The organism is Bradyrhizobium sp. 1 (genome assembly GCF_023073315.1).
GTDB lineage: Bacteria > Pseudomonadota > Alphaproteobacteria > Rhizobiales > Xanthobacteraceae > Bradyrhizobium.
Genome location: NZ_JADPJH010000034.1, coordinates 626,507 through 639,293, shown reverse-complemented (window position 1 = coordinate 639,293; position 12,787 = coordinate 626,507). Strand labels below are relative to the sequence as shown.

General features: G+C 63.4%; 14 protein-coding genes. 5 read left to right on the top strand and 9 right to left on the bottom strand.

What is annotated here, in order from left to right:
• Positions 1 to 3: 3 nt before the first annotated feature.
• Positions 4 to 270: a hypothetical protein gene (locus IVB29_RS33000; RefSeq protein ID WP_247507579.1), complete on the bottom strand. Its 267-nt coding sequence runs from the start codon at positions 268 to 270 to the stop codon at positions 4 to 6.
• Positions 271 to 283: 13 nt separating this feature from the next.
• Positions 284 to 493: a hypothetical protein gene (locus tag IVB29_RS32995; protein WP_247507578.1), complete on the bottom strand. Its 210-nt coding sequence runs from the start codon at positions 491 to 493 to the stop codon at positions 284 to 286.
• A 155-nt stretch (positions 494 to 648) separates the two neighbouring features.
• Here IVB29_RS32995 and IVB29_RS32990 point away from each other — a divergent pair, with 155 nt between their 5' ends.
• On the top strand, positions 649 to 1,338 hold the full coding sequence (locus IVB29_RS32990; RefSeq protein WP_247507577.1) for an aspartate/glutamate racemase family protein: 690 nt from the start codon (positions 649 to 651) through the stop codon (positions 1,336 to 1,338).
• Between the two features lie 18 nt (positions 1,339 to 1,356).
• Here the strand turns inward: IVB29_RS32990 and IVB29_RS32985 are convergent, their stop codons facing one another.
• Complete coding sequence (locus IVB29_RS32985; RefSeq protein ID WP_247507576.1) at positions 1,357 to 1,656, bottom strand: antibiotic biosynthesis monooxygenase; 300 nt, start codon at positions 1,654 to 1,656, stop codon at positions 1,357 to 1,359.
• A 290-nt stretch (positions 1,657 to 1,946) separates the two neighbouring features.
• Here IVB29_RS32985 and IVB29_RS32980 point away from each other — a divergent pair, with 290 nt between their 5' ends.
• Both IVB29_RS32980 and IVB29_RS32975 read left to right on the top strand, forming a co-directional pair.
• Positions 1,947 to 3,248 (top strand): serine hydrolase, encoded by a 1,302-nt coding sequence (locus IVB29_RS32980; protein WP_247507575.1) that lies wholly within the window; start codon positions 1,947 to 1,949, stop codon positions 3,246 to 3,248.
• A gap of 162 nt (positions 3,249 to 3,410) precedes the next feature.
• Positions 3,411 to 3,824 carry an SRPBCC family protein gene (locus tag IVB29_RS32975; protein WP_247507574.1) on the top strand — a complete coding sequence of 138 codons (414 nt, stop codon included), beginning with the start codon at positions 3,411 to 3,413 and terminating at the stop codon, positions 3,822 to 3,824.
• Between the two features lie 216 nt (positions 3,825 to 4,040).
• On the opposite strand, the gene lepA is transcribed toward IVB29_RS32975, so the two are convergent.
• On the bottom strand, positions 4,041 to 5,852 hold the full coding sequence (gene lepA, locus IVB29_RS32970) for a translation elongation factor 4 (protein ID WP_247507573.1): 1,812 nt from the start codon (positions 5,850 to 5,852) through the stop codon (positions 4,041 to 4,043).
• Between the two features lie 114 nt (positions 5,853 to 5,966).
• Between lepA and IVB29_RS32965 the strand changes: the two genes are divergently transcribed.
• Entirely contained in the window at positions 5,967 to 7,604 is a 1,638-nt protein-coding gene (locus IVB29_RS32965; protein WP_247507572.1) for a glycosyltransferase family 39 protein, read from the top strand.
• A 7-nt stretch (positions 7,605 to 7,611) separates the two neighbouring features.
• Here the strand turns inward: IVB29_RS32965 and IVB29_RS32960 are convergent, their stop codons facing one another.
• The 5 genes from IVB29_RS32960 to IVB29_RS32940 all read right to left on the bottom strand — a co-directional run bounded on the left by IVB29_RS32960 (position 7,612) and on the right by IVB29_RS32940 (position 11,718).
• Positions 7,612 to 7,929 (bottom strand): HPr family phosphocarrier protein, encoded by a 318-nt coding sequence (locus tag IVB29_RS32960; protein ID WP_247507571.1) that lies wholly within the window; start codon positions 7,927 to 7,929, stop codon positions 7,612 to 7,614.
• Entirely contained in the window at positions 7,926 to 8,327 is a 402-nt protein-coding gene (locus IVB29_RS32955; RefSeq protein ID WP_011090868.1) for a PTS sugar transporter subunit IIA, read from the bottom strand. Before IVB29_RS32955 ends, IVB29_RS32960 begins: the two co-directional genes overlap by 4 nt.
• A gap of 134 nt (positions 8,328 to 8,461) precedes the next feature.
• Positions 8,462 to 8,986, bottom strand: a complete 525-nt coding sequence (locus tag IVB29_RS32950) for an HPr kinase/phosphatase C-terminal domain-containing protein (RefSeq protein ID WP_247507695.1) — start codon at positions 8,984 to 8,986, stop codon at positions 8,462 to 8,464.
• 26 nt (positions 8,987 to 9,012) lie between these two features.
• Positions 9,013 to 10,803, bottom strand: coding sequence for a sensor histidine kinase (locus IVB29_RS32945; protein ID WP_247507570.1), 1,791 nt, complete (start codon positions 10,801 to 10,803; stop codon positions 9,013 to 9,015).
• A gap of 213 nt (positions 10,804 to 11,016) precedes the next feature.
• The gene (locus IVB29_RS32940) at positions 11,017 to 11,718 is read right to left on the bottom strand and encodes a response regulator transcription factor (RefSeq protein WP_247507569.1); all 702 of its coding nucleotides are present in this window, start codon (positions 11,716 to 11,718) and stop codon (positions 11,017 to 11,019) included.
• Between the two features lie 237 nt (positions 11,719 to 11,955).
• Here IVB29_RS32940 and IVB29_RS32935 point away from each other — a divergent pair, with 237 nt between their 5' ends.
• Positions 11,956 to 12,690, top strand: coding sequence for a DUF2470 domain-containing protein (locus IVB29_RS32935; RefSeq protein ID WP_247507568.1), 735 nt, complete (start codon positions 11,956 to 11,958; stop codon positions 12,688 to 12,690).
• Positions 12,691 to 12,787 lie beyond the last annotated feature (97 nt).

Genomic DNA, 12,787 nt, shown 5'->3' with positions numbered 1-12,787 from the left:
TGCTCATCCGTTCGGCAGCCACCCGAAGATCGCAACGGCGAGGCAAGCCGCCAAGCACACGGCCTGATGGCCCATTTCCATCCAGTACCGGACCGGCGCGGTGTCCCTCTGGAAAACCTGCCGCGACCAGTCCAGCAGCCAGACCACGAGATCGGGACTGAAGGCCCTGATTTCCCGCTCGGTATAGCCATCCCGCAGCATGCGGCCGCAATCGACGCACAGATAGATCGCGACAATTCGGGCGACGATTTCGCAAAGGAAGAAACGCATGCAATGACGCCCGTCAGGCCGGCGCCTTTCGGCCGATCAAGCCGAACAGAATCATGACAAGGCTGATGCCGCCGACGGCGCCGGAAACCTCTCCGACTGTCCGCATCAGGCTGGCGGGATCATTGGACCACGGCGTCGAGTCCCGCATGGTCAGGAAGAACAGGGCGGCGAGCACCAGCAGCACCGCGCCGACCACAACCAATCGCCAGTTTCGCTCTCGCATGACGGACGTTCCCGTATTGCCCATGGATGGGCGAAGCCGCTCACCAGGCAAGGGGATAGTGTCGCCGAACTCGGATCGGGTTCAATCGGAACGGGACATGGCCAGCTCTGGCGTCTTGGTCTACGATCCGGTCGAACATTTGTGGAGCCGCCGGGATGCAAACCATTGGCCTGATTGGGGGCATGAGCTGGGAGAGCACGGCGCTCTACTACAAGCTCATCAACGAGCGCGTCCGCGACCGCATGGGCAAGCTGCATTCGGCCCCGCTGCTGATGTATTCCTACGATTTTCAGGCGATCAAGGAGATGCAATATGCCGGCCGCTGGGACGAGGCGGCGGCCAGCCTCGCGGAAATCGCGCGGCGTCTCGAAAGCGCCGGCGCGCGCGCGATCGTGCTCTGCACCAACACGATGCACAAGCTGGCGCCCGACATCGTGTCGAATGTGACCATCCCCCTCATTCACATCGGCGACGCAACGGCAGAGCGCATTCGGTCCAAAGGCTATCGGCGCGTCGGGCTGCTCGGCACCAAATTCACGATGGAGGAAGATTTCTACATCGACCGGCTGCGCGCGCATGATCTCGACGTCCTGGTTCCTCCTCCAGAGGCCCGGGCCGACGTGAATCGCATCATCTACGATGAGCTGTGCCTTGGAATTGTCGCGGCCCCCTCGCGCAGCCGCTATCAGGACGTGATGGCCGCGCTCGTCGCTGCCGGTGCGGAGTGCATCATCCTTGGCTGCACCGAGATCACGATGCTGGTCGGCGCGGGCGATACTTCGGTCGAGACGTTTGATACGACGGCGATTCACGCGGAGACGGCGGCGGATTTCGCGATCGGGTGAGAGTGATCTGACTCGACGCTAGACGCTCGCCATCGGGAGCAATTCCAGGGTCGCGGATGATTTCTCCAGCAGCCGGGCGTGCGCCGTCCGTCGCGGATCGTTCCGGTAATTCTGAAAGTCAGCTTCGGACGCAAAGCTGACGATGTGCATCTCGACGGTGCCGTCCGGACTGCGAAGGCGCCGCTCCAGACACCCGTTGAACTCAGGCAACAGCGGCACGACGGCATCCTCGTAGGCGCGAAAGTCCGCGATGCCCTCCGGAGGTATTCGGGCTACGAGCACAAACGTCACGGGGTTGTTTTTTTGATGGGACATCATCGCAATTCCAGCTCGTAGGATGGGTACAGCGACTTGTCCGCCGTAGCTCGAAGAGCGAAGGCGGAAGCGAACACCATCAAACTTCATCCTCACAATGGGATGGAACTGAGAAAAATAACCAGACACGCGTCCGCCCGTCGGAGCGATGGGTTTCGCGAGGGCTCAACCCATCCTACGAGCTGGGCGCCCGCTGGCATCGTCTACCCGTCATGATAGCATGTCTCTCGTCACGGGCCTGCAAGGTTGTTCTCATAAGCGCACACACAGGAACGTGTGAGGAGGCAAGTTCAATGGAATGGGGAGCACTTTGCAGGCCACGCGGTTGCCGCAGGCTTTTCACGCCTGTCATTTTCGCCGCCGCGGTCTCGGCACCACTCGCATGCGCACAGGACGGCCGAAGCTCTCCCCGCGAGCCGGGGCCGGTCTTTTCGGACAGCGGCCCCGATGCCGAACTCTACGGCGCGGCCTCCGGCTATCCGGTCGGCACGCGCGGGACCACCACCCAGCTTGACAAGCTCGTCGGGGTCTACAGCCATTTCGGCGAGATCTATCCCTCGCGCGCGGTCGGTCGCGCGACGGCGCCCTGGCAATTCAAACGCGCCCCAGAGCCATCAATCACGTACAGCTTTGGCGCCGAACGGCTGAGCATCGCGGACTACCTCAAGCGTAACCCGGTAACGGGACTCCTGATCGCCAGGGACGACACCATCCTGTACGAGCACTATCAATATTCGCGCACCGACCATGATCGCTTGCTCTCGCAGTCCATGGCGAAGACGCTGGTGGCCATGCTGGTCGGGGTCGCGGTCTCGGAGGGACGGATCAAGTCGATCGACGACCTCGTCTCAACCTACGTCCCCGGCCTTGCAGGAACGGAATATGGAAACACATCCATCCGGGCCTTGCTGAACATGTCTTCGGGCGTCGAATTCTCGGAAGTCTATGATGGGCACGACGACATCGCCCGGCTCGGGCGGGCCCTGTTCGTCGATGAGCCAAAAGATCCCGCCGCCATCGTCGCGCAATTCAATACCCGAACCGCACCGCAGGGGACCAGATGGCACTATGCAAGCGTTGAAACCGAGATACTCGGCCTGGTCCTGCGCTCCGCCACGGCCACTCCGCTTGCCGACTATCTCCGCGATCGGATCTGGGACGCCATCGGCGCCGAAGCGGATGCGTCGTGGGCGATAGACGGCAGCGGACAAGAGATTGCCTTTTGCTGCTTCAACGCAATCTTGCGCGACTATGCGCGCCTGGCCCGATTGCTAGCGAACAACGGCGCCTGGGAAGGTCGTCAATTGATCCCCCGGCAGTGGCTGCTCGATGCCACCACCGTCAGACCAGGCGATGGCCATCTCGCTCCGGGCGTGGCCACATCGTATTTCGGCTATGGCTATCAGGTGTGGCTCCTCCCTGGCGAGCGGCGCAGATTTGCGCTGCTTGGCATCCGCGGTCAGGTCATCCTGGTCGATCCAGCCTCCAAGCTCGTCATGGTGCACACCGCCGTTCACCAAAAGCCGTCCGAGCCGGGCGGCCTCAGGGAGCCGCTCGCATTGTGGTTCGCCGTGCTTCAGCAGCTCGGACAATGATGGTTTGACGGCGCCCTGAATTCCAGATTTTACGACCCGGCCATGTCGGGGCCGACGGGTTTCGATCGTCCTTCGTTTACAATGCCCGGAAGTGCCGCGGATGGCCCGGCGCACGGGAAGTGATTTCGTCACCTCGACAAGAATTGAACTGGAGCAATGCCCATGAGGATCACCGTCGAAACCAGCGTAGCAGCCCCCATCGATCAGGTCTGGCATGCCTATACGACGCCTGCCGACATCGTGAAGTGGAATACGGCGTCCGACGACTGGCATACGACCAAAGCGACGGTCGACCTGCGGGAAGGCGGCGCCTTCTCGTCCCGGATGGAAGCCAAGGACGGCAGCATGGGCTTTGACTTCGCCGGCACCTACACGAAGATCGTGGAACACAAGCGGATCGAGTACGCGTTCGGCGATCGAAAGGCCGAGGTCGAGTTCGTGCCCGCCCCAAAGGGCATTGTCGTCCGCGTCGTCTTCGATAGCGAAGCGACGCACTCGGTTGAGCAGCAGCAAGGCGGCTGGCAGGCGATCCTCGACAGTTTCGCGCGGTACGTCGAGGCGAAGCAGAAGTCGTGATCGATCAGGGATCGGACATGGGCGCCTGCATCACACACCCTGCGATGCTGCCACCATACCCCTGTTTTGCCCGACGGGTCAAGCAAATTTCGTAAAATCGGAAAAGCACAATGCCGCCAAGGGGGCGGCTACTGTGCATGGGGTTGTTTTCGCAGTTTTTGTTTTCGGGCGAGGCCGGCGTCGCGTGAGGGACGCCGGCGACAGGCGGCGGCAGCCTCAGCTGTCCACCTTCAGTGCGGCAATGAAAGCTTCCTGCGGTATGTCGACCTTGCCGAACTGCCGCATCTTCTTCTTGCCTTCCTTCTGCTTCTCCAGAAGTTTGCGCTTACGGGTGATGTCGCCGCCGTAGCATTTTGCGGTGACGTCCTTGCGCAGGGCGCGGACGGTTTCACGCGCGATCACCTTGCCGCCGATCGCCGCCTGGATCGGGATCTGGAACATGTGCGGCGGGATCAGCTCCTTCATCTTCTCGACCATGGCGCGGCCGCGCCCCTCCGCACGGGTGCGATGGACCAGCATCGAGAGCGCGTCGACCGGCTCGTTGTTCACGAGGATCTGCATCTTCACCAGATCGGCCGGTTTGTAGTCGGTGAGATGATAGTCGAACGAGGCGTAGCCCTTGGAGACCGACTTGAGGCGGTCGTAGAAGTCGAACACGACCTCGTTGAGCGGCAGATCGTATTTCACCATCGCGCGCGAGCCGACGTAGGTCAGCTCCTTTTGCGAGCCGCGGCGGTCCTGGCACAGCTTCAGCACGCTGCCGAGATATTCGTCGGGGGTGAGGATCGTGGCCTCGATCCAGGGCTCCTGGATCTCGGCGATCTTGACCACGTCGGGCATGTCGACGGGATTGTGAATCGAGATTTCCTGACCGTCGGTCAGAGCCATCTTGTAGATCACGCTTGGCGCGGTCGCGATCAGATTGAGATCGAACTCGCGCGACAGACGTTCCTGGATGATCTCGAGGTGCAACAGCCCGAGGAAGCCGCAGCGGAAGCCGAAGCCGAGCGCGGCCGAGGTCTCCATCTCGTAGGAGAAGCTGGCATCGTTGAGGCGCAGCTTGCCCATCGCCGCGCGCAAGGTCTCGAAGTCATCGGCGTCCGCGGGGAACAGGCCGCAGAACACCACGGGGATCGCCGGCTTGAAGCCCGCCAGCATCTCGGTGACAGGCTTCCTGTCGTCGGTGATGGTATCGCCGACGCGGGTGTCGGCGACTTCCTTGATCGCCGCGGTGATGAAGCCGATCTCGCCGGGGCCGAGTTCGTCGACCTGCGTCATCTTCGGCGTGAAGAAGCCGACGCGTTCGACGTCATAGGCGGCGCCCGTTCCCATCATGCGGATGCGGCTGCCCTTCTTCATCGCGCCGTCGACGACGCGGATCAGCACGACGACGCCGAGATAGACGTCGTACCAGCTGTCGACCAGCAGCGCCTTCAGCGTCGCGTCACGATCGCCCTTCGGCGGTGGCAGGCGGGTGACGATGGCTTCGAGCACGTCGGGAACGCCGAGGCCGGTCTTGGCCGAGATCATCACGGCGTCCGACGCATCGATGCCGATCACGTCCTCGATCTGCTGCCTGATCTTCTCGGGCTCGGCCGCGGGCAGGTCGACCTTGTTCAGGACCGGCACGATCTCGTGACCGGCGTCGAGCGCGTGGTAGACGTTGGCAAGCGTCTGCGCTTCCACGCCCTGGCTGGCGTCGACCACCAGCAGGGAACCTTCGCAGGCCGCCAGCGAGCGCGAGACTTCGTAGGCGAAGTCGACGTGGCCCGGCGTGTCCATCAGGTTGAAGATGTAATCCTTGCCGTCCTTGGCGCGGTACTTCAGCCGAACCGTCTGCGCCTTGATGGTGATGCCGCGCTCGCGCTCGATGTCCATGGAATCGAGCACCTGCTCCTTGCCCGCCATTTCGCGGTCGGAGAGGCCGCCGGTCATCTGGATCAGACGGTCGGCCAGCGTCGATTTGCCATGGTCGATATGGGCGACGATGGAGAAATTGCGGATGTTCGAAATGGGGACGGTCGTCATGGGCGCGGGATACCACTCACATCCCCGTGCGGCAACCATATTGCTGTATTTTCAGGGCCTTTCTTCACGCCAAGCTGATTCCACGAGGGCCCGAAACGCGCTACGCAACGCCCCATGTCCAGGCCCTTGTCGACCACTTCGATCCGCTCTGCCCGAACACGCGTAAAAGCCCGGGTGAGCTTTGGCCGCTTCCGGGCCTGGCTGGTTGCCAGTGCGACCCGGCCGGAGGCGCGCCTCTGGCTGGTGATCCAGCTCGCGATCCTGCATGCGGTGCTCTGGACCTTCATCCTGATCAATCTCAAGGCGGCGCAGGACGTTCACATGGACGTCGCAGAAGCCTGGGGCTGGGGCCAGAAATTCCTGTGGGGCTACGGCAAGCACCCGCCGCTGTCGGGCTGGGTCGCCGGCCTCTGGTTCACAGTATTCCCGGCAACGGACTGGGCGACCTATGCGCTGGCAATGGCGACGGTCGGCGTCGGTATGGTGATCTGCTGGCTGGTGAGCTTGCGCGTCGTGGATGCGCGGCGCGCCTTTCTGGTCGTGGTGATGGTCGCGCTCTACCCGATCTTCAATTTCAAGGGTTTCAAGTACAACCCGGACCTGCTCCAGCTGGTCACGCTGCCGCTGCTCGTGCTCGCCTATCTCAACGCGTTCGAGAAACGGACCTGGCAATCCGGAGTCTTGCTCGGCCTCGCCGGCGCGCTGGCGCTGATGACCAAATACTGGGTGCTGACCATGATCGGCGCCGTCGGTCTTGCCGCGCTGATCCATCCGGAGCGGATGCAATTCCTGCTGTCGCCGGCGCCGTGGCTGGCGATCGCGACGATGGCGGTGGCGATGGTCCCGCACATCGTCTGGCTGGCGGACGTGCATTTCGTGCCGCTGACCTATGCCGGCGACACCTACAGCCTCGAGGACGCCGGCTTCGTGCATCAGCTCGTGGCCGGCTACTTCCTGCACAATATCGCGCTACTGGCGCTGCCGGTGGCGCTCGCTGCACTCGCGATGGCGCTGGTGCCGCCTTGGTTCACGCTGCTGTTGCGCGCGCCGGTGCGCATCGTCACGCGAGCCTGGGCGCGTGGGGTCAATTCAGGCGTCAATGTCTCGCAGGCGCTAAATGTCTGGATCATCCAGATCATCGTCGCGGTCGGCCCGCCGCTCGGTGCGCTGGTGTTCAACATCTACATGAAGACGGATTGGGGTATCTCGCTGTTCTTCCTGGTGCCGCTGGCGCTGGTCGCGATCCCCGCGCTGCGGGTGCAGAGCGCGGTCCTGTTCAACATCGTCGCGATCTGGCTCCTGCTCAGCGTTGCGACGCTCATAGCCTCGCCCTGGATTGCCGCGCGCGAGATGGCGGCGAATGCGGGCAACACCGCGACCTATGGCGCGCGATCGGAGCTCGCACACGAGCTGACGCAGGCCTGGCACGCGCGCTTTGCCTCGCGCTGGGCGGTCGTCGCCGGCACGATGGAGTCGATCCAGCCGATGGTGTTCTACAGCCCGGATCATCCGGCTGCGCTCGTGCCGATCGAAGCCTGGGATTCCGGCCTGACCTCGCGCGACGACGCCAAAAAATATGGCTTCATCGGCGTGTTCGATCCGACCGATGGCCGTCTGCCGGCCTTCGAGAAATGGGTGTCGGAGACCGCTCCGAACGCCGAGCGCATCGTGATGACCACGCGCCGCTTCACCCACGGCAAGGCCGGCCCGGCGATGAGCTGGAACATCTACATCGCGCCGCCGGCGAAGTGATCGAAGACTAAATCCCTTCCTCGTTGAACTTGCTTTCAACGAGTTCGGTGATCGCCGCGAGCGCCGCATCGGCATCATCGCCGGCAGCAGCGACCGTGATCGTCGTGCCCGGTCCTGCGGCGAGCATCATCAGGCCCATGATCGAGGTGCCGCCGACGGTCTCGCCCCCACGTGTCACCCAGATCTGCGCATTGAAGCGCTCGACCATCTGGACGAATTTGGCCGAGGCGCGCGCGTGCAGGCCGCGCTTGTTGATGATCAGGAGGTCTTTTGAGATCGCGCCCGCGGGCACGCCGGGCCCGGCTTGTGGCGCGTCGTCGCTCATTTGCCGGCGAGCACGCGGCTGGCGATGGTGACGTATTTGCGGCCCGCTTCCTGGGCCATCGCGATCGCGTCCGGCAACGCGCGCTCCTCGCGCACCTTGGCGAGCTTCACCAGCATGGGAAGGTTGATGCCCGCGAGCACCTCGACCTTCGGCCGGCTCATGCAGGATATTGCAAGGTTCGACGGGGTGCCGCCGAACATGTCGGTGAGGATCGCAACCCCATCGCCGGAATCGACGCGGTTAACCGCTTCGATGATGTCGCTTCGGCAGAGATCGGAATCGTCTTCGGCACCGATCGTGATCGCTTCGATTTGCTTTTGTGGGCCCATCACATGCTCAAGCGCTGCCTTGAACTCGTCGGCAAGGCGCCCGTGGGTCACAAGTACTAGACCAATCATCGGAAAAACTCCTCGCGGGCGCTTTTGGTGCACCGCACGAACGCGCCACTTTGACCATCCAGAGCCCCCGCGCAAGAGGGGATGTTGCGTATCTCCCTGAATCTAGACGGATGGATGAGGGGAGCTGCGCCGGTCTATTCGGTCGCGATAGTGGGCTTCATATGGTTACCATTTCCCTTCAAACAATCGCCTGAAGGGTTAAGGGAAGATGAACTCTTGGTAGTGGTCAAGGCCGCGACAACCAGTGGGAGGGGCGAATAGTCGCGGCTAACAGGGATTCGCGGTATTTCGACACCTAAAATGCATGTTTTCAGGGATTCGGCCGGCGGCAGCCGTTCGGCGTCCGCGGCGTCCAGATCGACCACGAGACCGACGGTCGCATGCTCCGCAAAGTCGCAGCGGCGGATTCCGAGGCCGCGAATCTCGATCAGGCCGGCCAACACGGGCGCAGGGCGGACCTCAATTTCATCGCCGACTGTCGCCAGATGGACACGGTCGTCACCAACCAGAACGGCCCTTTCGACCATTCCTGACCGCCCCGCCATGATCAAATCGAAGGCAAGACGCGACTTGCCGGAGCCCGAGGGACCGCGGATCAGCACTGCGATTTGTCCGACCTTGACCGCGGAGGCGTGCACACTGGGCCCGCCGTCGTTCAAGCTGCCTTCGTTCAGGCTGCTTTGGCTCATAGCGCCGGCAGCCTCACCACGAAGCGCGCGCCTGATACCGTCGGGACGCCCTCGTCGTCCGGGGGCCCAGCGCGGTTCTCGGCCCAGATGCGGCCGCCATGGGCATCGACGATCTGCTTGGAGATTGAAAGCCCGAGGCCGGAGTTCTGGCCAAAGCCCTGATGCGGACGGTCGGTGTAGAAGCGCTCGAAGATGCGATCCAGCGCGTCATCGCGGATCCCGGGACCGTCGTCGTCGACCACGATCTCGATTTCTCCGCGCACGCGGCGGCAGACGAGGCGCACCTTGCTGCCGGCTTCCGAGAAGGATTGCGCGTTGGAAAGCAGGTTGGAGACCACCTGTCCCAACCGTGAATCGTGACCGGTCACGGCGAACGCGTCGGTCGCCCCGCGCCCCTCGAAGCGCGCCTCCACCGCGACGTCGTGGCCGAGCTTGGTCTCGTTCGCGACCGAGACCAACGTGCCCAGCAGGCGGCGCAGATCGACCGGGACGGCGTCCTGCCGTTGCAGCTCGGCATCGAGCCGGCTCGCGTCGGAGATGTCCGTGATCAGCCGGTCGAGCCGCTTGACGTCGTGCTCGATCACTTCGAGCAGGCGCGCGCGGCTGTTCTCGTTGCGCGCCAGCGGCAAGGTCTCGACCGCGGAGCGCAGCGAGGTCAGCGGGTTCTTCAGCTCGTGGGCAACGTCGGCGGCGAACATCTCGATCGCCTCGATGCGGCTGTAGAGCGCATTGGTCATGTCGCGCAGCGCGCCGGACAGATGCCCGATCTCGTCGCGGCGGCGGGTGAAGTCGGGGATCTCGACGCGGGTCTTGATGCGGCGGCGGACGCGCTCGGCGCTGTCGGCGAGCCGTCGCACCGGACCCGCGATCGTGCTTGCAAGCAGCAGCGACAGCATGATCATGACCGCGGCGGCGACGCCGCCGACCTTCAGGATGGCGAGGCGCTCTGCCGTCACCATCTGGTCGATTTCGTCGCCCTGGGTCGACAGCATCAATGCGCCGCGGATGGCGCGCGAGCGCAGCACGGGGACCGCGACGGAGACGATCACCTCACCGCGTGAATTGACCCGCACCATCGAGCGCTTCTGGCCCTGGAGCGCATCGCCCACTTCCGCATAGCCGTTGCCGTTCTCGCGCCCGAGCTCGCGATAGAGCGGCAGATCGCCGCGGTTCAGCCAGGTGCGGACCGCGACCAGGCCGCGCTCGACAAAGCCCGGCTTCAGCGACGGCGGCGGCAGCGGGAAAGTCAGCACGTTGTCGAGGTCGCGGCTGTCGAGCAGCAGCGTCCCGTTGGGATCGAAGATCCGCGCGCGGGTCTTGGTCGGCGAGATCAGCGTGCGCAGCACCGGCGCCACGCGCTCCGGATTGATCGGGAAATCGAGCGAATCGTCCGTCCCGCCATAGCTGTCGCCGGTCTTGAGGTCGAGCAGGCGGTCGGGGTCGATGGTGATCGCGTTGGTCTGCACGGTCGCGGAGGCCGCGATCGCGCCCGCGATGATCTCGGCCTGCACCAGCAGGCTCTGCGCGCGCGCGTCGATCAGGCCGGCGCGGAACTGCGACAGATACAGGATGCTCGCGACCAGTGCGACCAGGCCCGCGAGGTTGAGCGAGACGATGCGGCGGGTCAGGCTCGAGAAGGACAGCGCGAAGAAGAACTGCCCGGCGCGCTTGAGCCAGTTCAGCGGCTTCCAGCCTTGCTTGACCGGCTTGTCCTCATGATCCGATGCGCCGTGGGAGGCATTGTCCTCGGCGTTCTCGTTCTCGTCAGGCTGCGTTCGGTCAAGCAATGCTCACGCCCGCGTTAGGACAGCTCGTGCGAAAGGGTCCCCGCATCCTAAAGCATGATCCGGAAAAATGTGCAGCGGTTTTCCGAAAAGATCATGCTCAAACAATCATCCAAAGCGCGATGACGATCGTGCTTTGGAGCCATCCCGGTCGTGATGGAATCAGAACCGGCGATGCTCTCAGTCTTTCGTGAAGGCGACTTTCGCGAAGGCGCCTCAGGCTTCCTTGAAGCGGTAGCCGACGCCGTAGAGCGTCTCGATCATCTCGAACTCGTTGTCCGTCACCTTGAACTTCTTGCGCAGCCGCTTGATGTGGCTGTCGATGGTGCGGTCGTCGACATAGACCTGGTCGTCATAGGCGGCGTCCATCAGCGCGTTGCGGCTCTTCACCACGCCGGGCCGGGTCGCCAGCGCCTGCAGGATCAGGAATTCGGTGACGGTCAGGGTGACAGGCTCGTTCTTCCAGGTGCAGGTATGGCGTTCCGGATCCATGCGCAGCAGGCCGCGGTCGAGCGCCTTGGCGTCGTTCTCCTTCGGTGTAACGGTCGGGTCCTTCGGCGCCGAGCGGCGCAGCACGGCCTTGACGCGCTCGACCAGCAGGCGCTGCGAGAACGGTTTGCGGATGAAATCGTCGGCGCCCATCTTGAGGCCGAACAGCTCGTCGATCTCTTCATCCTTGGAGGTCAGGAAGATCACCGGCAGATCGGACTTCTGCCTGAGACGGCGCAGCGTTTCCATGCCGTCCATGCGCGGCATCTTGATGTCGAGGATGGCGAGATCGGGCTGGGTGGTGCGGAAACCGTCAAGCGCGGAGGCGCCGTCGGTGTAGGTCATGATGCGATAGCCTTCGGCTTCCAGCGCGATCGAGACGGATGTGAGAATGTTGCGGTCGTCGTCGACCAAAGCGATTGTGGGCATGAGCCTGCTTTCTGCTTTCCGTTTGGATCGTGGCTTAAACGGCGAGCAATCCAGTGATGCGCCGCATACATGGGTGCCGAATTGGCGTTCGAACCTTGTCACCGAGCAATGCAAGCTGGGCTGAAGTGTGACCAAGTTCCACGAAAGGCAGCAGATTCGCCGCATCTCGACCCATAACCAGACCCCCGTTTACCCGAAATAAGGCCCCTCTTGCAACCACCTGAACCGAGAAAGCCGATGCAACCGATCCCCGATTTCGATCCCGGAAAGCTCGCCAAATCGCTGCTGCGGCGGTCGCGGCAGGGCGCTCTCGCAACATTGATGGCAGGCTCCGGCGATCCCTATTGTTCCCTGGTCAATCTGGCCAGCCACCCGGATGGCTCGCCCATCCTGCTCATTTCAGGGCTGGCCGTGCACACCAGGAATATCCTGGCGGATAGCCGGGTCTCCCTGATGCTGGACGAGCGCGCCGCCGGCGACCCGCTGGAAGGCGCCCGGATCATGCTGTCTGGCCGGGCGGAACAGGCCGACGCCGAGAAAGATCTGCTCCAACGGAGGTATCTCAATGCCCATCCGTCGGCGGAAGCCTTTGTTTCATTTAAGGATTTTTCGTTCTTCAGGATCCGGCCCACGGGAACCCATCTGGTCGCGGGTTTCGGCCGCATCGTCGATCTCAAGCCCGGGCAGTTCCTGACCGACCTTGCCGGTGCCGAGGACCTGCTGGCGGCCGAGGAGGGGGCCGTGGAGCACATGAATGCCGACCACCGCGATGCCATGGGCCTCTACGCAACCAGGCTGCTCGGCGCGGCCGTAGGCGACTGGCGCTGCACCGGCTGCGACCCGGAGGGCATCGACATGCAGGACGGCCAGACCGCGCTGCGGCTGGACTTTCCGGAGCGGGTGACCGACGGCACGACGCTGCGCAAGATGCTGGTTCGCCTCGTGGGCGAGGCGCGTGCGAAGGTGGAGTAAAGCGCGATGAGATTGGGATGAATCGTCATCGCGCTTTAGGTTGTTGTTTGCGCATGATCTTTTCGGAAAACCGCTTCGCACTTTTCCGGATCATGCT

What these genes read in the sequence shown, in the direction of transcription:
- IVB29_RS32995 (WP_247507578.1), bottom strand. Translation starts at nt 493, where the DNA reads ATGCGAGAGCGAAACTGGCGATTGGTTGTGGTCGGCGCGGTGCTGCTG.
- IVB29_RS32975 (WP_247507574.1), top strand. Translation starts at nt 3,411, where the DNA reads ATGAGGATCACCGTCGAAACCAGCGTAGCAGCCCCCATCGATCAGGTC.
- IVB29_RS32980 (WP_247507575.1), top strand. Translation starts at nt 1,947, where the DNA reads ATGGAATGGGGAGCACTTTGCAGGCCACGCGGTTGCCGCAGGCTTTTC.
- IVB29_RS32955 (WP_011090868.1), bottom strand. Translation starts at nt 8,327, where the DNA reads ATGATTGGTCTAGTACTTGTGACCCACGGGCGCCTTGCCGACGAGTTC.
- IVB29_RS32965 (WP_247507572.1), top strand. Translation starts at nt 5,967, where the DNA reads ATGTCCAGGCCCTTGTCGACCACTTCGATCCGCTCTGCCCGAACACGC.
- IVB29_RS32960 (WP_247507571.1), bottom strand. Translation starts at nt 7,929, where the DNA reads ATGAGCGACGACGCGCCACAAGCCGGGCCCGGCGTGCCCGCGGGCGCG.
- IVB29_RS32935 (WP_247507568.1), top strand. Translation starts at nt 11,956, where the DNA reads ATGCAACCGATCCCCGATTTCGATCCCGGAAAGCTCGCCAAATCGCTG.
- IVB29_RS32990 (WP_247507577.1), top strand. Translation starts at nt 649, where the DNA reads ATGCAAACCATTGGCCTGATTGGGGGCATGAGCTGGGAGAGCACGGCG.
- IVB29_RS33000 (WP_247507579.1), bottom strand. Translation starts at nt 270, where the DNA reads ATGCGTTTCTTCCTTTGCGAAATCGTCGCCCGAATTGTCGCGATCTAT.
- lepA (WP_247507573.1), bottom strand. Translation starts at nt 5,852, where the DNA reads ATGACGACCGTCCCCATTTCGAACATCCGCAATTTCTCCATCGTCGCC.
- IVB29_RS32940 (WP_247507569.1), bottom strand. Translation starts at nt 11,718, where the DNA reads ATGCCCACAATCGCTTTGGTCGACGACGACCGCAACATTCTCACATCC.
- IVB29_RS32985 (WP_247507576.1), bottom strand. Translation starts at nt 1,656, where the DNA reads ATGATGTCCCATCAAAAAAACAACCCCGTGACGTTTGTGCTCGTAGCC.